General features: G+C 74.1%; 14 protein-coding genes and 1 pseudogene. 3 read left to right on the top strand and 12 right to left on the bottom strand.

Going from position 1 to position 19136, the window contains the following annotated elements:
• Nucleotides 1–296: 296 nt before the first annotated feature.
• Together ACFV88_RS04235 and ACFV88_RS04230 are read right to left on the bottom strand one after the other, a co-directional pair.
• Complete coding sequence (locus tag ACFV88_RS04235; RefSeq protein WP_385485778.1) at nucleotides 297–1637, bottom strand: NAD(P)/FAD-dependent oxidoreductase; 1341 nt, start codon at nucleotides 1635–1637, stop codon at nucleotides 297–299.
• A gap of 206 nt (nucleotides 1638–1843) precedes the next feature.
• Nucleotides 1844–2743, bottom strand: coding sequence for a TIGR01777 family oxidoreductase (locus ACFV88_RS04230; protein WP_385485776.1), 900 nt, complete (start codon nucleotides 2741–2743; stop codon nucleotides 1844–1846).
• A 105-nt stretch (nucleotides 2744–2848) separates the two neighbouring features.
• Here ACFV88_RS04230 and ACFV88_RS04225 point away from each other — a divergent pair, with 105 nt between their 5' ends.
• Nucleotides 2849–3337, top strand: coding sequence for a GNAT family N-acetyltransferase (locus tag ACFV88_RS04225; RefSeq protein WP_385485774.1), 489 nt, complete (start codon nucleotides 2849–2851; stop codon nucleotides 3335–3337).
• Nucleotides 3338–3362: 25 nt separating this feature from the next.
• Here the strand turns inward: ACFV88_RS04225 and ACFV88_RS04220 are convergent, their stop codons facing one another.
• From ACFV88_RS04220 to cobT, 9 genes are all read right to left on the bottom strand, one after another.
• Nucleotides 3363–3890 carry a DUF4240 domain-containing protein gene (locus ACFV88_RS04220; protein ID WP_385486042.1) on the bottom strand — a complete coding sequence of 176 codons (528 nt, stop codon included), beginning with the start codon at nucleotides 3888–3890 and terminating at the stop codon, nucleotides 3363–3365.
• Nucleotides 3891–4014: 124 nt separating this feature from the next.
• On the bottom strand, nucleotides 4015–5001 hold the full coding sequence (locus ACFV88_RS04215) for a helix-turn-helix transcriptional regulator (protein ID WP_385485772.1): 987 nt from the start codon (nucleotides 4999–5001) through the stop codon (nucleotides 4015–4017).
• Between the two features lie 214 nt (nucleotides 5002–5215).
• Complete coding sequence (gene aceE, locus ACFV88_RS04210; protein WP_385485770.1) at nucleotides 5216–7921, bottom strand: pyruvate dehydrogenase (acetyl-transferring), homodimeric type; 2706 nt, start codon at nucleotides 7919–7921, stop codon at nucleotides 5216–5218.
• 304 nt (nucleotides 7922–8225) lie between these two features.
• The gene (locus tag ACFV88_RS04205; RefSeq protein WP_385485769.1) at nucleotides 8226–8870 is read right to left on the bottom strand and encodes a GntR family transcriptional regulator; all 645 of its coding nucleotides are present in this window, start codon (nucleotides 8868–8870) and stop codon (nucleotides 8226–8228) included.
• A 217-nt stretch (nucleotides 8871–9087) separates the two neighbouring features.
• A complete protein-coding gene (gene sucB, locus ACFV88_RS04200; RefSeq protein ID WP_385485768.1) occupies nucleotides 9088–10866 on the bottom strand; it encodes a 2-oxoglutarate dehydrogenase, E2 component, dihydrolipoamide succinyltransferase in 1779 nt (592 codons plus the stop codon).
• A gap of 62 nt (nucleotides 10867–10928) precedes the next feature.
• Nucleotides 10929–12317, bottom strand: a complete 1389-nt coding sequence (gene lpdA, locus ACFV88_RS04195) for a dihydrolipoyl dehydrogenase (protein WP_385485767.1) — start codon at nucleotides 12315–12317, stop codon at nucleotides 10929–10931.
• A gap of 256 nt (nucleotides 12318–12573) precedes the next feature.
• Complete coding sequence (locus ACFV88_RS04190; RefSeq protein WP_385485766.1) at nucleotides 12574–14130, bottom strand: leucyl aminopeptidase; 1557 nt, start codon at nucleotides 14128–14130, stop codon at nucleotides 12574–12576.
• A 217-nt stretch (nucleotides 14131–14347) separates the two neighbouring features.
• A complete protein-coding gene (locus ACFV88_RS04185) occupies nucleotides 14348–15211 on the bottom strand; it encodes an adenosylcobinamide-GDP ribazoletransferase (RefSeq protein WP_385485765.1) in 864 nt (287 codons plus the stop codon).
• Nucleotides 15212–15229: 18 nt separating this feature from the next.
• On the bottom strand, nucleotides 15230–16432 hold the full coding sequence (gene cobT, locus ACFV88_RS04180; protein WP_385485763.1) for a nicotinate-nucleotide--dimethylbenzimidazole phosphoribosyltransferase: 1203 nt from the start codon (nucleotides 16430–16432) through the stop codon (nucleotides 15230–15232).
• A 189-nt stretch (nucleotides 16433–16621) separates the two neighbouring features.
• Between cobT and ACFV88_RS04175 the strand changes: the two genes are divergently transcribed.
• A complete protein-coding gene (locus ACFV88_RS04175; protein WP_385485761.1) occupies nucleotides 16622–17605 on the top strand; it encodes a class I SAM-dependent methyltransferase in 984 nt (327 codons plus the stop codon).
• A gap of 1 nt (nucleotide 17606) precedes the next feature.
• On the opposite strand, the gene ACFV88_RS04170 is transcribed toward ACFV88_RS04175, so the two are convergent.
• Nucleotides 17607–18824 carry a bifunctional adenosylcobinamide kinase/adenosylcobinamide-phosphate guanylyltransferase gene (locus ACFV88_RS04170; protein ID WP_385485759.1) on the bottom strand — a complete coding sequence of 406 codons (1218 nt, stop codon included), beginning with the start codon at nucleotides 18822–18824 and terminating at the stop codon, nucleotides 17607–17609.
• Between the two features lie 90 nt (nucleotides 18825–18914).
• Between ACFV88_RS04170 and ACFV88_RS04165 the strand changes: the two are divergent.
• A pseudogene (locus ACFV88_RS04165) lies at nucleotides 18915–19124 on the top strand (hypothetical protein); the annotation flags it as partial.
• Nucleotides 19125–19136 lie beyond the last annotated feature (12 nt).

Below are 19136 nucleotides of genomic sequence, written 5' to 3'. Positions count from 1 at the left end.
CGCCCCTGTCGGGCGCTGCCGGTGGGCGCGCGCCCTCGGCGAGACCCGACGACCCGAAGGGGCCGCGGGTGACGACGGTGCACCCCCGCGGGGCAGCGCAGGCCAGCCAGGCCGCGCCCGAAGGGGGCGCGGGGAACGGCGCGGGTGACGACCGCGCACCCCCGCGGGGCAGCGCACGCCGGGCGGGTCGCACCCGCGCAGGGCAGCGCACCCCCAGCTGGTCGCACCGAAGGGGGCGCGGGGAACGGCGCGTGCCACCCCTGCGCACCCGCACCGACCCGCCGCCCCGCACGGGGCTACGCCGCGAACCGCTCCGAGGACCGGCTGAGCTCGGGCGCGAGATCCGTGAGAACGGCCCTCGCAGCCCGCCACCCGGACTGAATGGCCCCGGCAAACGTACTGGTCTCACGGTGGTCACCGCACACGTACAGCCCGGCCAGCACCCGAACCGGCCGCCGCAGATCGTGCGGCGCCGGCATCGCGGGCACCGCGTCCCGCACGTACCGCACGGAGAGCAGTTCCCAGCGGGCCGTCCCCGTGCCGTACAGCTGCGCCAGGTGTGCGCGGACCGTCCGGTCGTGGTCGGGCGGCGGCGGGCCGAGCACCGTCGACGCGACGAGGGACCGCCCGGCCGGCGCCCGGGTCGGATCGACCTGGCTGACGACCGCCGTGTGGGCCACCGGCCCGCGCCGTTCGGTGTCGAGGACGAGCGCGGGCTCCTCCAACGGCGGCTCGTCGACCGCGTGGTGCACCACGGTGACCCCGTGGAAGTCCGGCACCCGCAGCCCCGGCAGCAGCCGGGCGGCCGACCGGGCGTCCGTGGCGAGGAGCACCGCCCGGCAGCGGAGTTCGCCGTGCTCCTCGGTGACCACCCGGTTGGTCGACACGGACCGGACCCGCACCCCGGTACGGAGCGTCCCCGGCGGCAGCCCGGCCGCGAGGAGGTCCGGGAGGGCGGCGGTACCGCCCTCGGGCAGGCACAGCCGGCCCCGGGCGAAGGCGTGCAGCGCCAGGTCCGCGCACCGGCTGGACGTCGTGAGCTCCGGGTCGCAGAGCAGCGTCGACAGCAGTGGGCGCAGGAACCCCTCGACCGTGCGGGCGGGCACCCCCCGGGCCAGCAGCGCGTCGGCGGCGGGCAGTTCGGGGCGGGCCAACAGCCGCTCCCGCGGGGTGTCGGCGAGCCGGGCCAGCGCGGCGGCGAGGCGCGCCTGGTCCAGTGGGCTCCCGACCGCGCTGGCCGTCCGGGGCACCCACCCCGTACGCGGCATCCGAGGGGCGCTTGCCAGGGCGCGCGCAGCGCGTAACGCGCCCCGTGCGCGCCGGATGCTGCGGGCCTCCCCGACCCGGTGGAAGCGCCCCTCGCCCCGTACCAACACCCCGGGCGAGAACGGGCGCAGGACCAGCCCCTCCAGCCCCGGAGCGCGCCGCAGTTCGGGGTGGGCGGTGGACAGGGGCTGCCCCATCCGGTCGAGGAGGAAGCCGTCGACCCCCTCGGTCGACATCCGGCCGCCCGGCCGGTCGGCGGCCTCCAGGACCACGGTGGGAATCCCCGCCCTGGTGAGTCGTCGGGCCGCCGAGAGTCCGGCGACTCCGGCACCTACGATGACGATGTCCGTGTGACGTGCGGGCTCAGACACGTGCTCCTCCCCGAGGTTGCGCGGCCGCGGGGGTGACACCCTCGACGCGGCTCCGTGAGTACCCGAGTTCCGGTCGAGCGTAGGAGCGCGGGCCGCCCTTGGCAGGGCGCGCGCCACCGTGGCACGGACGCACACCGGTCGCACGGCCGTACCGAGAAGGGACGGGACCCACCCGTCGTGCGCGGGCCCCGCCCCGTACGCCCCCGTCAGCGCAGGGCGGCCCGCAGGCTCTCGTCGATCCCGGGGAACGCGAAGGCGAACCCGGATTCCAGCAGCTTCCCCGGAACCGCCCGGGTGCTCGTCAGCACGTCCGAGGCCATCTCCCCGAGCAGGAGTCGCACCGCGGGCGCCGGGGCCACGAACACCGCGGGGCGGTGCAGCACCCGTCCCATCGCGGCGGTGACCTCACGGTTCGTCAGCGGCCGGGGAGCCGTCAGGTTCACCGGCCCGGACAGGCCCTCGGTGTCCAGCAGATGGCGCAGCGCGGCCACCTCGTCGTGCAGCGAGATGAAGCTCCAGTAGTGCCGACCGTCTCCGAGTCGGCCCCCGAGTCCCGCCTTGAACAGCGGGAACAGCTTCTGCCAGGCGCCTCCGTGGCGGGCCACGACCAGTCCCGTCCGGGCGTACACCGTCCGCACCCCGGCCTCTTCGGCGGGCGCCGCGGCCTCCTCCCACTCCACCGCCAGCGACGACAGGAACCCGCTCCCGGGGGGTGCCCCCTCGTCCACCGTCCGGCCGCCGGTGTCCCCGTAGAAGCCGACCGCGCTGCCGTTGACGAACACCCGCGGCGGCACGTCGAGCGAGGCGATGGCCTCGGCCAGGGTCGCCGTGCCCAGCACCCGGCTGTCCCGGATCTCCTTCTTGTACGCGGGGGTCCAGCGGTGGGCCGCCACCCCCGCCCCCGCGAGGTTCACCACGGCGTCGCAGTCCGCCAGGCCGGGCGCGTCGATCCGTTGGCGCACCGGGTCCCAACGGACCTCGTCCGGTCCCTGCGGCGGGCGGCGCACCAGCCGCACCACCCGATGGCCGTCGGCGGTCAGCGAAGCTACGAGCGCGGAACCGACGAGCCCGGAGGCTCCGGCCACCGCGATGCGGGAAGGCTGCATGGTTCCATCCTGCCGAAGAACGGGGCGCACCCGAGGTCCGGGGCGCGCTGCCGGGGCGCGGAAATTCCCCGCCCGCCCCCGCGGGTGCCCCCTAGGCTGGGCCACATGCCCGATCTGGAGATACGCCCCGCCCGCCAGGAGGACGATGCGGCCCTGGCCCGGCTCGACCGGGACACCTGGTCGCCCCTGCACGCGGTGACCCCGTCCGCGCCCTCCCCGGACGAGCCCTTCTTCAGCGACCGGACCGGTCCGGAGGACCACCTGGTGGCCGTGCGGGCGGGCGAGGTGGTGGGCTACGTCCGACTCGGCTTCCCGACGCCGTTGCCCACCAACGCCCACGTACGACAGATCCAGGGCCTCGCCGTCACCGAGTCCGCCCGGGGCACGGGAGCGGGGCGCGCGCTGGTCCGCGCCGCGGTCGAGGAGGCCGGGCGGCGCGGCGCCCGTCGGCTCACCCTGCGGGTCCTCGCCCACAACGCGCCCGCCCGTGCGCTGTACGCGTCCGAGGGCTTCACCGTCGAGGGCGTGCAGCCGCAGGAGTTCTTCGTCGGGGGCGAGTACGTCGACGACGTCTTCATGGGCCGCTTCCTCTGAGCCGCCCCGGGCCCCGGCCTGACGTTCACACCTCGGACTGGCCGAAGCGGTCCCACAGCCGGGGGTAGTAGCGGGCGAGCACCGCATCGTCCTCGAAGTCCATGGGCGTGCCCTCGGGCTCCCGGGGCGGCGCCGGTAGCCCCAGGTCGGGCGGGGCGATGCCGGTCAGCCGCTCGTACGCCTCGTCCGCCGCGTACCCCAGCTCCTCCGCGTCCCCGTCCACCTCCGGGTCGAAGCCGTCGAGCAGCTCCGCCAGGTCGTCGGGGTCGTGCAGGGCGCCCTCGAACACCTCCCGGCCCTGGCCGATCAGCCAGCAGCGGAAGAAGTCGAACGCGTCGTCGCTGACCCCGTCCAGCAGCACCCAAGCGGCCCCCCACAGGTCCCAGCGGTAGGCCCGGTTGAAACGGGCCTCGAAGTGCCGGGAGAAGTCGAGGACGGACTCCGGGTCGCGCTGGAGCAGCCGCTCGACCAGCACGTCCGCCTGCTCGTCGGGGTCGTCCCCGGCGTCCTCGCGCGAGCCGTCGATCAGCTCCCAGAACTCCGTCTCGTCCATCACGGGACCAGCATCTGCCCTGGGCCCGCCGGCCGCACGCCGAGTCAGGGGTCCGTACCCCCGTTCCGGCCCGGCACCCCTGCACGGCCGGGTCGCCCTCGCCGCCGACCCCGGGCGCCACCGGCTACCGGTAGTGGCGGGCGGCCCGGCGCGTCGCCTCGGCGAACCGCTCCCGTAGCCGTGGCGGCCCCAGGACCTCCGCCTCCGGGCCCAGCGCGAGGATCTGGGAGTACGCCACCTCGTCCGACTCCACGGGCACCGTGACCGTCACCCAGCCGTCCGGGTCCGGCTCGCCCGTCTCCGCCAGGGCCTCCTCGGCGGCGGCGGGCCCCACCGCGTGCCGCAACCGCCGCACGCCGTCCGCCGAGAGCCGCACCACCACCGAGGCGTGCAGCAGCGCCCGGGTGAACTGCGCGGCCCGCTCCGCCCAGAACCCCGGGAGGTCGAACTCCGCGTCCCGGGCGAACCGCTCCTCCTGTGCGTCCACCGCGCTGAACCGGTCGATGCGGTACACCCGGTACGCACCGGTGTCCGCCCGGGCGCACAAGTACCAGACCCCGGCCTTGAGGACCAGTCCGTACGGTTCCAACAGCCGCTCCACCTCACCGGACCCGGTGCCGTGCGCGGCGCCCCGCCGGTAGCGGGCGGTGATCCTGCGGTCGTCCCACACCGCGTCCGCCACCGGGGCCAGCAGGGCCGGGGTCGACGGTTCGTGGAACCAGTTCGGGGCGTCCAGGTGGAACCGCTGGGCCGCGGTCCGGGACGCCCCGCGCAGCGAGGGCGTCAGCGCCGCCGAGACCTTCAGCCGGGCCGCCGACGCGGTGTCCTCCAGGCCCATGTCGCGCAGGGCGCCCGGCACCCCGGACAGGAACAGCGCCTCGGCCTCGCCCCGGGCCAGCCCGGTCAGCCCCGTCCGGTAGCCGCCGACGAGCCGGTACCCGCCGGCCCGCCCGCGGTCCGCGTACACCGGCACCCCCGCTTCGGACAACGCCTGGGCGTCCCGGGTCACGGTGCGCTCCGACACCCCCAACTCCCGTGCCAGCTCGGCCGCCGTCATCGACACCCGAGCCTGCAACAGCAACACCATCCTGATCAGCCGAGCAGCCCGCATCCCCCCATCATCCCCAACCCACCCGCGCCCCCGAAGCCAGGGACGGGCCCCGACGCCAGTGACGGCCCCGTCAGGGGCGCGGGGAACTGCGCGAGCAACCCACAACGACCCGCACCCGAACGGAAAACGCCCCGGACCCCACCCGAAGGCAGGGACCGGGGCGAACACCCGAGGGCACGGGTGGGGCGGCGTCACCGCCACCCCACCCACGGGCTCACAGCCCGTACCGCTCGCGCGCCTCCTTGACGGAGGTCGCAGAAACCTCACCGCGCCGCGCCAACTGCGCCAACGCCGCCACGACGATCGACTCCGCGTCGACCCCGAAGTGGCGCCGCGCCGCGTCCCGCGTGTCGGAGAGCCCGAACCCGTCGGCCCCCAGCGAGGACCAGTCCTGCTCGACCCACTGGGCGATCTGGTCCGGCACCTGCCGCATGTAGTCGCTGACCGCGAGCACGGGCCCCTGCGCACCGGCGAGCGCCTTGCGCAGGTACGGCACCCGGTCCTCCCCGCGCAGCACCGCGGCGTCCGCCTCCAGCGCGTCCCGGCGCAGCTCCGTCCAGGAGGTGGCCGACCACACGTCGGCCCCGATGCCCCACTCCTCGGCGAGCACCCGCTGCGCCTTGAGCGCCCAGTGGATGGCCGTACCGGAGCCGAGCAGCTGGATGCGCGACGCGTTCGCGGGCAGGGTCAGCCCCGCCGACTCCGCGGTGTTGAAGCGGTACAGCCCCTTGACGATGCCCTCGTCCACCCCGGCGGGCTTCGCGGGCTGCGGCATCGGCTCGTTGTAGACCGTGAGGTAGTAGAAGACGTCCTGGTCCTCGCCCTCGGCGGCCTCGCCGTACATCCGGCGCAGACCCTCCTTGACGACCGCGGCGACCTCGTACGCGAACGCCGGGTCGTAGGAGAGGGCGGCCGGGTTGGTCGCGGCGATCACGGGGGAGTGGCCGTCGGCGTGCTGGAGGCCCTCACCGGTCAGCGTGGTCCGCCCGGCGGTCGCGCCCACCAGGAAGCCGCGTCCCAGCTGGTCGCCGAGCTGCCACATCTGGTCGGCGGTGCGCTGCCAACCGAACATCGAGTAGAAGATGTAGAACGGGATCATCGGCTCGCCGTGCGTCGCGTACGACGTGCTCGCGGCGATGAAGTCCGCCATCGACCCGGCCTCGGTGATCCCCTCGTTGAGGATCTGACCGTCCTTGGCCTCGCGGTAGTACATCAGCTGGTCGCGGTCGACCGGCTCGTACGTCTGCCCCTTGGGGGAGTAGATGCCGAGCGAGGGGAACAGCGACTCCATGCCGAAGGTGCGGGCCTCGTCGGGGACGATCGGCACCCAGCGGCGGCCGGTCTCCTTGTCCCGGATGAGGTCCTTGACCAGCCGGACGAACGCCATGGTGGTGGCGACCGACTGGGTGCCGGAGCCCTTGTCGAAGGAGGCGAACGCCTTCTCGGCGGGCGCGGGCAGCGGGGGCAGCGGGTGCACCCGGCGGGCCGGGGCGGGACCGCCGAGCGCCGCGCGGCGCTCCTGGAGGTAGCGGACCTCGGGGGAGTCGGCGCCCGGGTGGCCGTAGGGCACCACGCCGTCGACGAAGTCGCTGTCCGAGATGGGCAGGCCCAGCAGGTCCCGCATGTTCTTGAACTCGTCCGTGGACAGCTTCTTCATCTGGTGGTTCGCGTTCTTGGACGCGAACCCCTCACCGAGGGTGAAGCCCTTCACGGTCTGCGCGAGGATCACCGTCGGCCCGTCCGTGTGGGAGAGGGCGGCCCGGTACGCGGCGTAGACCTTGCGGGGCTCGTGGCCGCCGCGCGAGAGGTGGAAACACTCCAGGATCTTGTCGTCGCTGACCAGCTTGGACAGCTCCGCCAGCGCCGGGTCCTTGCCGAAGAAGTCCTGGCGGATGTAGGCCGCGTCACGCGTCTGGTACGTCTGCACCTGGGCGTCCGGTACCTCGCGCAGCCGCCGTACGAGGGCGCCCGTGGTGTCGAGCTGGAACAGCTCGTCCCAGGCGGTGCCCCACAGCGACTTGACGACGTTCCAGCCCGCCCCGCGGAACTGGGCCTCCAGCTCCTGCACGATCTTGAAGTTCGCGCGGACGGGGCCGTCGAGGCGCTGGAGGTTGCAGTTGATGACGAACGTGAGGTTGTTCAGTCCCTCACGGGCGGCCAGCGCGAGGGCGGCCGTCGACTCGGGCTCGTCCATCTCGCCGTCACCGAGGAACGCCCACACGTGCGAGGCGGAGAGGTCCTTGATGCCGCGGTTGGTCAGGTACCGGTTGAACCGGGCCTGGTAGATCGCGGAGAGCGGGCCGAGGCCCATGGAGACGGTCGGGAACTCCCAGAGCCAGGGCAGCCGCCGCGGGTGCGGATAGGAGGGCAGGCCCTTGCCGCCGGCCTCCTGGCGGAAGTGGTCGAGGTGGTCCTCGGAGAGGCGTCCGTCGAGGAACGCGCGGGCGTAGATGCCGGGGGAGGCGTGGCCCTGGATGTAGAGCTGGTCACCGGAGCCGGGCGCGTCCGCGGACTCCTTGCCCCGGAAGAAGTGGTTGAAGCCCGTCTCGTAGAGCCAGGCGGCCGACGCGAAGGTCGCGATGTGGCCGCCGACGCCGAGTTTGCTGCCGCGGGTCACCATGGCCGCCGCGTTCCAGCGGTTCCAGGCGGTGATCCGATTCTCCAGCTCCTGGTCGCCGTCGTGCTCGGGCTCCGCGGAGGTGGGGATGGTGTTGAGGTAGTCGGTTTCCAGGAGCTTCGGCAGCGCGAGACCGGCTCCCTCGGCCCGCTCCAGCGTGCGCCGCATCAGGTAGGCGGCGCGGTGCGGACCGGCTGCCTTGGTCACGGCGTCCAGGGAGGACTGCCACTCGGCGGTCTCCTCGGGGTCGCGGTCATGGAGCTGGTCCAGCTCGCTCGGCTGGATCACGGTGGGGTCGGTCATGTCGCCGCCTTCCGGAGTCGAAGGGGTTCCCTCATCGGTAGGGGTTCGGGTTGCCCTAGGTCTTGGCAGGACAGGGCGGAAGGGCTCTTGGATGGAAGCCCAACGGGGACTGTAACCCGCTGATCGATGATCGATCAAAGGGCGGATCGGTAAAACCTCTCCAGCGGGGGAAAGTCGGCACGCAGTGCCTCCGCCTCGGGCATGCGGTGCCTTGTTTTCGCAGGTGAATGCGGGGGCTTCGCACAGATGAGCGGGCCTTGACGCAGACTGAGCCGGTACGACCGGTGCTGGGGGAAACCGGTACTCACGACCGGTGCAGCCCCGCGTCGGGCCGGGGCGCGCAGCCGAGGACATGGGCCTTGACCAACTCGGCGATCGCCGGGTCACGCCGCTTGAAGGCGGCCACCAGCGCCTCGTGCTCCTCCGCGTAGGACTGCTGCACCGTCCCCAGCCACCGGATGGACAGCGAGGTGAACACCTCGATGCCCAGCCCCTCCCAGGTGTGCAGCAGCACCGCGTTGCGGGCCGCCCGCACCAGCTCCCGGTGGAACGCCACGGTGTGCCGCACCTGCCCGGTCCCGTCGGCGTGCCGGTCCGCCTCGTACAGCGCCGCGACGTGCGGTTCCAACGCCGAGCAGTCCTCGGCGAGCCGCTCCGCCGCCAGCTCCGCGGCGATCGCCTCCAGGCCCGCCCGGACCGGATAGCTCTCCTCCAGGTCGGCGGCGGTCAGATTGCGCACCCGGACGCCCTTGTTGGGCGCCGACTCGATGAGCCGCAGCGATTCCAGCTCCCGCAGCGCCTCCCGTACCGGGGTCTGGCTGACCGCCAGCTCGGTGGCGATCCGCCGCTCGACGATCCGCTCACCCGGCTTCCAGCGCCCGCTGACGATCCCCTCCACGATGTGCTCGCGGATCTGTTCGCGCAGCGAGTGGACGACGGGCGCGGTCATGCGGGGCTCCTTGCTGCCGGGCGTCGTGGGGACCCCCAAAGGCATTGACCCATAGACAATACGGCCGCGCCCCCGTCCTGACGCGTCTCGGACGGGGGCGTTCCCGCAGGTGTGGTGAGCCTTACAGCCCCGGGCGCGGGTGCGGACCCGCCCCGAAAAGCCGGCGCCGCCCGTACGGGGGACGGAAAGAACCCCTGTACGGGCGGCGCCGCATCGGTCACAGACCGAGTTCGACCTCGAACTCGCCGGCTTCCAGGATCGCCTTGACGGCGGTCAGGTACCGGGCGGCGTCGGCGCCGTCGACCAGGCGGTGGTCGTAGGACAGCGACAGGTACGTCATGTCCCGGACGCCGATCACGGTGCCCTCGGCGGTCTCGATGACCGCCGGACGCTTGACCGTGGCGCCGATGCCCAGGATGGCGGCCTGGGTGGGCGGCACGATCACGGTGTCGAACAGCGCACCGCGCGAACCGGTGTTGCTGATCGTGAAGGTCGCGCCCGCGAGGTCGTCGGGACGGATCTTGTTGGTGCGCACGGCACCCGCGAGCTCCGCGGTCTTCTTGGAGATCCCGGCGATGTTGAGGTCGCCGGCGCCCTTGATGACCGGGGTCATCAGCCCCTTCTCGGAGTCCACGGCGATGCCGATGTTCTCCGTGTCGAAGTAGGTGATGGTCCCCTCGTCCTCGTTGATCCGGGCGTTGATGATCGGGTGCGCCTTGAGCGCCTGGGCCGCCGCCTTCACGTAGAAGGGCATCGGGGACAGCTTGACGCCCTCACGGGCGGCGAAGGCGTCCTTGGCCTGGGCGCGCAGTCGCATCAGACGGGTCACGTCGACCTCGACGACCGAGGTCAGCTGCGCCTGCGTCTGGAGCGCCTTGATCATGTTGTCGCCGATGAGCTTGCGCATCCGGGTCATCTTGACCGTCTGCCCGCGCAGCGGGGACACCTCGAGGGCCGGGGCCTTCTTGGCGGCGACCGGAGCGGCCGGAGCAGCAGCGGGGGCGGCGGCGACGGGCGCCGCGGCCTGCGCTGCGGCCTTCGCGGCCTCGGCGGCGGCGAGGACGTCCTGCTTACGGATGCGTCCGCCGACGCCGGTGCCCTTGACGGCCGACAGGTCGACGCCGTTCTCGGAGGCGAGCTTGCGCACCAGCGGCGTGACGTAGGCGCCGTCGTCCACGGGCTGCGCGGCGGCGGGCGCCGGAGCGGCCGGGGCCTGCGGTGCCGGAGCCGCGGGGGCGACCGGAGCCGCGACCGGAGCCGGGGCAGCCGCGACCGGGGCGGGAGCCGGCGCCGGAGCAGCCGGTGCCACCGGGGCGGGCGCGGGGGCGACGGGCGTCGGGGCGGGAGCCGCCGGAGCGGGCGCGGCGGCCGGAACGGCACCGGCGGCACCGATCACGGCCAGCTTGGCGCCGACCTCAGCGGTCTCGTCCTCGCCGACCGTGATCTCCAGCAGCACGCCGGAGACGGGGGAGGGGATCTCGGTGTCGACCTTGTCGGTGGACACCTCCAGCAGCGGCTCGTCGGCGTCGACGCTGTCACCGACGGCCTTCAGCCAGCGGGTGACGGTGCCTTCGGTGACGGACTCGCCGAGCGCCGGGAGCACCACGTCGGTGCCCTCGGCCGCGCCCGCCGGAGCCGCGGGCGCAGCCGGAGCCGCCGGTGCCGCGGGAGCCTCGGCGACGGGTGCAGCGGGCTGCGCGGGTGCCGGGGCGGGGGCCTCGGCGGCGGCCGGGGCGGGCGCGGCAGCGGGGGCACCGCTGCCGTCGTCGATGACGGCGAGCTCGGCGCCGACCTCGACCGTCTCGTCCTCGGCGACCTTGATGGAGGCCAGAATGCCGGCGGCGGGGGAGGGGATCTCGGTGTCGACCTTGTCGGTGGACACCTCCAGCAGCGGCTCGTCGAGTTCGACGCGCTCGCCCTCGGCCTTCAGCCAGCGGGTGACAGTGCCCTCGGTGACGCTCTCACCGAGCGCCGGAAGGGATACGGAAACCGCCATGGTTTCGGTTGCTCCTTACGAAAGTGCGGAAGTCTGTGGTCGTCGCGCCCGGTGACCGGAAATCAGTCGTGGGAGTGGAGGGGCTTGCCCGCCAGCGCGAGGTGGGCCTCGCCGAGCGCTTCGTTCTGGGTCGGGTGGGCGTGGATGAGCTGGGCGACCTCGGCCGGCAGGGCCTCCCAGTTGTAGATCAGCTGGGCTTCGCCGACCTGCTCGCCCATCCGGTCGCCGACCATGTGGACGCCGACCACGGCACCGTCCTTGACCTGGACGAGCTTGATCTCGCCCGCGGTCTTCAGGATCTTGCTCTTGCCGTTGCCCGCCAGGTTGTACTTCAGGGCGACGACCTTGTCCGCGCCGTAGATCTCCTTGGCCTTGGCCTCGGTGATGCCCACGGAGGCGACCTCGGGGTGGCAGTAGGTGACCTTGGGCACGCCGTCGTAGTCGATCGGCACGGTCTTCAGACCGGCCAGCCGCTCCGCCACCAGGATGCCCTCGGCGAAGCCGACGTGCGCGAGCTGGAGGGTCGGGACCAGGTCGCCCACCGCCGAGACGGTCGGCACGTTGGTCTGCATGTACTCGTCGACCAGGACGTAGCCGCGGTCCGTCGCGACGCCCTGCTCCTCGTACCCGAGGCCCTGCGAGACGGGGCCGCGGCCGATCGCGACGAGCAGCACCTCGGCCTCGAAGACCTTGCCGTCGGCGAGGGTCACCCGGACGCCGTCCTGGGTGTACTCCGCCTTCTCGAAGAAGGTGCCGAGGTTGAACTTGATGCCCCGCTTGCGGAACGCGCGCTCCAGCAGCTTGGAGCTGTTCTCGTCCTCGACGGGCACGAGGTGCTTGAGGCCCTCGACGACCGTCACGTCGGTGCCGAAGGACTTCCACGCCGAGGCGAACTCGACGCCGATGACCCCGCCGCCGAGGATGATCGCGGACTCGGGCACCCGGTCCAGGGTCAGCGCGTGGTCCGAGGAGATGATCCGGTTGCCGTCGATCTCCAGGCCCGGCAGCGACTTCGGCACGGAGCCGGTCGCCAGCAGGACGTGGCGGCCCTGGACGTTCTGGCCGTTCACCTCCACCGAGGTCGGGGAGGACAGTCGTCCCGCGCCCTCGATGTACGTCACCTTGCGGGAGGCCACCAGGCCCTGGAGGCCCTTGTAGAGGCCCGCGATGACGTCGTCCTTGTACTTGTGGACGGCCTTGATGTCGATGCCCTCGAAGGTGGCGCGGACACCGAACTGCTCGGCCTCCCGGGCCTGGTCCGCGATCTCACCGGCGTGGAGCAGGGCCTTCGTCGGGATGCAGCCGTTGTGCAGGCAGGTGCCGCCCAGCTTGTTCTTCTCGATCAGGGCGACGTCGAGACCCAGCTGAGCGCCACGCAGGGCCGCGGCGTAACCGCCGCTACCGCCGCCGAGGATCACTAGGTCGAAAACGGTGCTGGCGTCGTTCGCCACGTCACGTCCTCCATGCTTTGCGCCGCGTGCCGGACCCTGTTTCCGGGAGGGTGTCCGGCCGGTCGGCTGGTGTGGCCGCTCTTTCTACGGCCCTGTGGTGGGGGCCCTGTCCTGCCGACGCCCATCTTCGCACTAGTCGGGGGGTGTCGGGACGCCGGGCCACTGGGTGGTATGTCTCACACATCACCGTGGCCCCGGGCGAGGGGCCCGGGGCCACGGTGCTCAAAGGCCGCGCAGCGGGGTGGTGCGGGGTGCGTCAGCCCAGGTCACCGGCGGCGGTGCGCTCCGCGAGCCGGACCAGGGTGCGCACGCCCGAGCCGGTGCCGCCCTTGGGGGTGTAGCCGAAGGGGGCGCCCTCGTTGAAGGCCGGGCCCGCGATGTCGAGGTGGGCCCAGGTGATGCCCTCGCCGACGAACTCGCGCAGGAACAGCGCGGCGACCAGGCCGCCGCCCATCCGCTCGCCCATGTTCGCGATGTCGGCGGTGGGGGAGTCCATGCCCTTGCGCAGGTGCTCCGGCATCGGCATCGGCCAGGCGGCCTCGCCGGCCTCCTCGGCGGTCTCGTGGATCGAGGCGCGGAACGCGTCGTCGTTGGCGTTGATCCCGAAGGTGCGGTTGCCCAGCGCCACCATCATCGCGCCGGTCAGCGTGGCCACGTCCACGATCGCGTCGGGCTCCTCCTCGGACGCCTTGGCGAGCGCGTCGGCGAGGACCAGACGGCCCTCGGCGTCGGTGTTCAGCACCTCGACGGTCTTGCCGGAGTACATCCGCAGCACGTCGCCGGGGCGGGTCGCGGAGCCGGACGGCATGTTCTCGGCGAGCGCCAGCCACCCGGTCACGTTGACCGCGAGACCGAGCCGTGCCACCGCGACGACCGAGGCGAACACGGCGGCGGCGCCGGCCATGTCGCACTTCATGGTCTCGTTGTGGCCCGCGGGCTTCAGCGAGATGCCGCCCGAGTCGTACGTGATGCCCTTGCCGATGTACGCGAGGTGCTTCTCGGCGTCCGGGTGGGTGTAGCTCAGCTTCACCAGGCGGGGCCCGGCGGCGGAACCGGCGCCGACGCCGAGGATGCCGCCGTAGCCGCCCTTGGCGAGCGCCTTCTCGTCCAGCACCTGGACCTTGATCCCGTGCTCCTTGGCGGCGGCCGTGGCGACCGCCGCGAACGCCTCCGGGTCGAGGTCGTTGGGCGGCGTGTTCACCAGGTCGCGGGCGCGGTTCAGCTCCTCGGTGATGGCGAGGGCGCGGGCGACGGCGGCCTTGTGCGCCTTGTCGCGGGGCTTGGCCCCGAGGACGGCGATCTCGGCGAGCGGGGCCTTGCCCTTGCTCGCGTTCTTGTTGCCGCGCCCGGTCTCCTTGTACGCGTCGAAGGCGTAGGCGCCCAGCAGCGCACCCTCGGCGATGGCCCCGACGGCCTCCGCGTCGGCGACCGGCAGCGCGAAGACGGCCTTCTTGGCGCCGGTCAGGGCGCGGGCGGCGGTTCCGGCGGCGGTCCGCAGCACCTCGTCGGTGTAGTCGGCGGCGGTGGTGGTGTCGTCGCCGTCGGCCGGGGTGCCGGGCACCGCGCCGAGTCCGACCGCCAGCACCAGCGGCGCCTTGAGCCCGGTCGGGGACGGCAGCTTGCTCACCTCGCCCTCACTGCCCGAGGCGCCGAGCGTCTCCAGGAGGGCGGCGAGCTTGCCGTCGAACGCCTGGTCGACGGCCTCGGCGCCCGGGGCGAGCACGGGGCCCTTGGCGCCCTTGGCGACGCCGACGACGATCGCGTCGGCACGCAGGCCGGACGCCGCGGCGGTGCTGAGAGTGAGAGCAGTCACGGTGGTGGGATCTCGCTTCCTGGGAGTTCCATGGCCTGAGCCGCAAGGAGTGGGTGGCTCGACCGGCCCCGTACCCGACGCTTGTGGATCGGGCCGGCAGAGTGCCAGTGAGGAGCCTACGCTCCGTGACACCGGTGCCGTCCACCGGTGGGGACGCCGTGGCGCCCGGACCCGGCGCCCGGCAGACGCCCGGCAGGCATCCGGGGTGCGCCGGGTGTCACCCGCCCAGCGTCAGCACGACCAGGGCGGTGGTGGCGGCGGTTTCGGCCACTGCTCCGAACACGTCTCCGGTGACCCCGCCGAAGCGCCGCACGCAGCGCCGCAGCAGCAGTTCGGCGAACCCGCACCCCATCAGGACCGCAGCGGCGCCGCGCACCGCCCCGGCGGGTCCCCACAGTGCACCGGCCAGCACGGCCGCGACCGCGGTGACGAGCACCAGTACGGGCAGCGCCGCCCGGCGCAGGGACACGGTCTCGGCGACGGCGGCGCCCAGTCCGCCGGGGCGCGCCGCCGGTACGCCGCGCCGTGCGGTGAGGGGCAGCGCGAGTCGCGCGGTGACCCCCGAGACGACCGCCCCGGCCGCCCCGGCGGCCCAGGAACCGGCGTACAGCTGGGCGAGGGCCGCGATCTGCGCGAGCACCACCAGCACCAGGGCGACGACCCCGAACGGCCCGATGTCCGACTGCTTCATGATCCGCAGCGCGTGCGCCGCGGGCTTGCCGCTGCCGAGTCCGTCGGCCACGTCCGCCAGCCCGTCCAGGTGCAGGCCGCGGGTGAGCACCGCGCCCACGGCGACGCTCGCGACGCCGGCCAGGGCCGGCCCCGCACCGCCGAGCAACAACAGTCCCGACAGGGCCGCCGCGCACCCTCCGACGACGAGCCCGGTGACCGGCGCCCACACCATCCCGGAGCGGGCCGCCTCCCGGTCCCAACGGGTCACCCGCACCGGCAGCACGGTGAGCGTGCCGAAGGCGAACCTGGCTCCCGCCCACCCCTCGGGCCCGCCCGGGGTGGAGGCTTCCGGTCCGTCCGAGCCGTCCGCGCTGTCTGGAGGGGGTCGTTCCTCGTCCGCCGCTGCCATGTCGGGCACGCTATCCGGTCAGCCCGCCGCGCTCTGCCCGGCCGCCGCGTCCCGCTCGGACGACTCGCCCCGGTCGGCCGGTCCGTCCGGCTCCGGCGTCGTCTCCTGCTCCCGCGTCGTCTTCTGCTCCGCCTCGGGCTCCTGCTCCGGCTCCGGCTTCTCTTCGGGCTCCGGCTCCGGCGTCGGCTCCAGCTCCGCCGAGAGGGCCGCCGCGGCCTGCACCAGCGGCAACGCCAACAGCGCCCCGGTGCCCTGACCGATCCGGACGCCCTGGGTCAGCAGCGGCTCGATCGCCATCCGGTCCAGGGCCTTGGCCTGCGCCGGCTCCCCCGAGTCGTGCCCGGCGATCCACCAGTCCGGCGCCCGGAACGCGACCCGCTGCGCGACCAGCGCGCAGGCCGCGGACACCACCCCGTCCAGGATGACCGGCGTCTTGCGCACCGCGCACTGCAAGAGGAAGCCCGTGATGGCCGCGAAGTCCGCTCCGCCCGCCGTGGCGAGCAGCTTCAACTGGTCGCCGAGGGCCGGCCGGGCCCGCCGCAGGGAGTCCCGCACGGCGGCGCACTTGCGCATCCACGCCAGATCGTCGATCGGCACCTCGCCCCGCCCGGTCACCACCGAGGCGTCCACCCCGCACAGCGCCGCGATCAGCGTCGCCGCCGCCGTGGTCCCGCCCACGCTCACGTCCCCGAGCACCACCAGATCGGTCCCCGAGTCGACCTCCTCGTCGGCGAGGGCCATCCCCGCCCGGAAGGCGGCCTCGGCCTCCTGAGCCGTCAGCGCGTCCTCCACGTCGATCCGCCCCGACCCGCGCCGCACCCGGAACCGCACCACGTCCTCGGGCAGCGCGTCCGGCTCGCAGTCCAGCCCCACGTCCACCACGCGCACCGGCACCCCCGAGCGGCGGGCGAGGACCGCCACCGGGCTGGCCCCGTCGAGGACGCCGCGCACCAACTCGTGCGCGGTGCCCGCCTGCCGGGAGGACACGTCGAGCTCGGCGACCCCGTGATCCGCCGCGAACAGCACCACCTTCGGCCGCTCCACCGGGCGGACCGGTACGGACGCCTGAGCCGTCGACAACCAGGTGCCCAACTCGTCCAGCCGGCCCAGCGCCCCGGGCGGCAGGTCCTGCCGCTCCCGGCGCTCCTCGGCGGCGTTGCGCAACCCGCCGTCGGGGCGCTCGATCAGGTCGGTGAAGTCGTCGAGATTCAGGGAGCTCATTCGCGGAACAGTACCGTCAGCGGTCCTCCGGCCGGTGCGCTCACCCCGCGCCGACGGCCGGTTCCCGCACCCCTGCGGACCGCCCCCGGCCGACCGGTCCGGCACCGTCGCCCCCTCCGTGGCGCCACGTGACGCACCGGTCCCGCCCTGTCGTTGAACCGGCCCCCTTGATCCCATACGTTCCGCTTTGTGCCTCCCCAGCAAGCGAGCGCCGCCGAACCCGCCGCGATCGGCCCGCGCCCCCTACCGCCCGTCGCCCCCGGCACCGCCACCCGGCCCGCGTGCCCCTGGTGCGGCTCCACGTCCCTGCGCACCAAGGTCCGCGCCACCCTCGTACCGGGCTCCCCCGTGGAGGAGTGCCGCGACTGCGCCCACGTCTTCCGCGGCCCGACCTCCGCGACCCCGGACGCGACCCCCGCGGCCGGTCACTGCGCCCGCCCCGCCGCGCGCAGTGACCGGGCGCACCGCGCCGCGGCCCGCGCCCTGCTCCCGTTCGGCGAACCGGAGAGCTGGTTGGACGTCGGCACCGGCACGGCCCGCTTCCCCGCCGCCGCCCGCAGCGTCCACCCGTACACCGCGTTCGACGGCGTCGACGGCGGCTACGGCGCGGGCGACAGCGCTGACGGCGCCCGCGCCCTCGCCGACGGCCTGCTCGACGAGGCCCACCGCGGCACCCTCGTCGACCTCGCCCCGCACCTCGCGGGCCGGTACGACGTCCTGAGCATGTTCCGCCACCTCGAACACGTGCCCGATCCGCGGGCCGAACTCCGGGCCGGTCACCGGGCCCTGCGTCCGGGCGGCCACCTCCTGGTCGAGGGCTCCGATCCGCTGAGCCGGTCCGCCGCCCTCCTCGGCCGCTGGTGGGCCCCCTACCACCGGCCCGGCACCCGGCACCTGATCCCGGAGGCCAACCTCCGCCGGGAGCTGCGCGCCCTCGGCTACACCGTGGTCCTCGTCGACCGTCGCGCCGCGCACCAGAGCGCCGGCCCCGGAGCCGCCGTCACCCTGCTGCTGAGCCGCCGACGGCCCGCCGCCGGCGCCCCGTCCGGTGCTGCGCGCACCCTGCTCGCCCTCGGCCGGGCCCTCGACCGGGTGCTCGCCCCGGTCGCCGCCCGCACCCGGTTCACCAACTCCTACCGGGTGATCGCCCGCCGGGACGCCGCCCCCGGGTAGGTCAGCCGCGCAGCACCAGCGCCTGCCCCGCCACCACCAGCACCACCTGTTCGCACTCCGTCGCGAACGCCGCGTTCAGCCTCCCCAACTCGTCCCGGTACCGCCGGCCGGACGCGGTCGCGGGGACGATCCCGGAACCGACCTCGTTGGACACGGCCACCACCGGGCGGCGCGTCGCCCGCACCGCACCGGTCAACTCCCGCACCCGCCGCCGCAACTCCCGCTCCCCGCCGTCCGACCACTGGGCGTCGTCCCACGCGTCCACCGCGTCCATGGCGTCCGTCAGCCACAGCGACAGACAGTCGATCAGCAGCGGTGGCCCCGGTTCCGCGAGCAGCGGCACCAGGTCACAGGTCTCCACCGTCCGCCACGACCCGGGCCGCCGCTCCCGGTGCGCACCCACCCGCGCCGCCCATTCCTCGTCGGCCGGCGCCCCGTGGTAGTTGCCGCCCGTGGCCACGTACACCACGCCGGGGAAGCCCTCCAACCGCCGCTCGGCCTCCACCGACTTGCCCGACCTGGCCCCGCCCAGCACCAGCGTCCGGCGCGGCACGTCCGGGACCTCCTCGTAGGCGCCCACGGTCAGCGTCGTCCCGTCCGGCACCGCCCGCGCCCCCACCGCCGCCAGCCTGCGCGTCAACTCGTTCCCCTGCGGCACGTCGTGGTCGAGGTGGACCGCCACCACGTCCGTGGTCGGGCCCACCGCCCCCGAAGCCCGCAGCCGCGCCAGCGCGTCCGGGCGGCCCACCACGTCGGCGAGCACCAGGTCGTACCGGCCGTCCGGCCCGGCCGGGTCGGTGAGCCCGGCGGGCGCGGCGCCCGGCGGCAGGTACAGCAGCCGCTGTCCGTCCGGACCGGTCACCGCGTACCCGGTGCCGGGGGAGTCCATCGCGACCGCCCGCACCCGGTGCCCGGTCAGCAGCGCCAGCTCACGCCCGTCCGGCACCCGACCGGGCTGCGGCAGCCCCGCCGGCACCTCGACCGCCGGACCGTCGTGCGGATGCGACAGCAACACCTGCCGCACGCCCGTCAGCGACCGCCCGGCCCGTGCCGCGGCGAGCGCGGCGCCCGGCGTCAGGTCGAGCAGCAGCGTTCCGTCGACGAGCGCCGCCGAGGGCCCGCGCGCCGCCTCCCCGACGGCGAGGGCGCAGACCGCGCAGGGGCAGCCGGGGCGGGGCAGGCCGTCGGGCCCGCCGGTACCGAGCAGAGTGAGTTCCACGTGAGGATCCTCCCGCGACCCCGGGCCGGACGCCCGCCCGGCTAGGCTTCCGGCTGCACGCACAACCGTGATCTAGCTCGGGAGGCTGGCATGACGACGTGGACGTGGCGGTTCGAGAAGGCCGACGGTACGGAGGTCTCCCCGGCGGTGGAACCCGAGGAGTTCACCACGCAGGGGGACGCCGAGACCTGGATCGGGGAGTACTGGAAGGAACTCCTCGCCGGCGGCGCCGACCAGGTGTTCCTGTCCGAGGACGGAACGCGGATCTACGGGCCGATGAGCCTGCACGCCGAGACCGCCGGGAACACCGAG

It is taken from the genome of Streptomyces sp. NPDC059816 (assembly GCF_042732055.1).
Lineage (GTDB): Bacteria > Actinomycetota > Actinomycetes > Streptomycetales > Streptomycetaceae > Streptomyces.
The sequence above is the reverse complement of the archived record's forward strand: the minus strand, read 5'-3'. Positions and strand labels throughout refer to the sequence as shown.

Excerpts from the sequence above, each read along its gene's own strand:
- aceE (WP_385485770.1), bottom strand. The coding sequence starts at position 7,921 with ATGACCGACCCCACCGTGATCCAGCCGAGCGAGCTGGACCAGCTCCAT.
- ACFV88_RS04215 (WP_385485772.1), bottom strand. The coding sequence starts at position 5,001 with ATGCGGGCTGCTCGGCTGATCAGGATGGTGTTGCTGTTGCAGGCTCGG.
- cobT (WP_385485763.1), bottom strand. The coding sequence starts at position 16,432 with ATGAGCTCCCTGAATCTCGACGACTTCACCGACCTGATCGAGCGCCCC.
- sucB (WP_385485768.1), bottom strand. The coding sequence starts at position 10,866 with ATGGCGGTTTCCGTATCCCTTCCGGCGCTCGGTGAGAGCGTCACCGAG.
- ACFV88_RS04230 (WP_385485776.1), bottom strand. The coding sequence starts at position 2,743 with ATGCAGCCTTCCCGCATCGCGGTGGCCGGAGCCTCCGGGCTCGTCGGT.
- ACFV88_RS04220 (WP_385486042.1), bottom strand. The coding sequence starts at position 3,890 with ATGGACGAGACGGAGTTCTGGGAGCTGATCGACGGCTCGCGCGAGGAC.
- ACFV88_RS04185 (WP_385485765.1), bottom strand. The coding sequence starts at position 15,211 with ATGGCAGCGGCGGACGAGGAACGACCCCCTCCAGACAGCGCGGACGGC.
- ACFV88_RS04205 (WP_385485769.1), bottom strand. The coding sequence starts at position 8,870 with ATGACCGCGCCCGTCGTCCACTCGCTGCGCGAACAGATCCGCGAGCAC.
- ACFV88_RS04225 (WP_385485774.1), top strand. The coding sequence starts at position 2,849 with ATGCCCGATCTGGAGATACGCCCCGCCCGCCAGGAGGACGATGCGGCC.